At 70.9% G+C, this 499-nt stretch carries 1 protein-coding gene; it reads left to right on the top strand.

Features of this window, described 5'->3' with window-relative positions; all coding sequences use genetic code 11:
• On the top strand, positions 1-499 hold a 499-nt coding region (locus ACTJK8_RS32380), incomplete at both ends, for an autotransporter-associated beta strand repeat-containing protein (protein WP_440763215.1).

Below are 499 nucleotides of genomic sequence, written 5' to 3'. Positions count from 1 at the left end.
CCGTCAACACCACCTACAACGGACAGGCCTATTACGGCCGCTTCGCCAACGACATCTCCGGCGTCGGCGGCCTGACCAAGACAGGCCTCGGCACCCTCGAGCTCGCCGGCAGGGACACCTACGCAGGACCGACCACCGTCGCCGGCGGTACCCTGTTCCTGTCCGCCACCGGCAGCCTGACCTCGCCGGTCTCCGTCCAGGGCGCCGGCACCTACATCAATGCCGGCTGGACCCAGAGCACCGTCGGCAATGCCGGCCTCCTGATCAACACCGGCACCGTCTCCGGCAGCCTGACTAATGCCGGCTCGGCGCTCAACACCGGCGCCCTCGGCGGCGGCGTGACCAACACCGGCACGCTCGCCACCAGCGGCACCATCAGCGGCGGCCTGACCAATGCCGGCACCGTGCTCGCCAGCGCCGGCCGCATCGACGGCGCCATCGCCAACAATGCCGGCCTGCTCGCCGTGTCCGGGACCGTCACCAGCGCCGGCACCTTCGC

The sequence above is a fragment of the Methylobacterium sp. 22177 genome (assembly GCF_052045615.1).
Taxonomy (GTDB): Bacteria; Pseudomonadota; Alphaproteobacteria; order Rhizobiales; family Beijerinckiaceae; genus Methylobacterium; species Methylobacterium radiotolerans.
The sequence above is the reverse complement of the archived record's forward strand: the minus strand, read 5'-3'. Positions and strand labels throughout refer to the sequence as shown.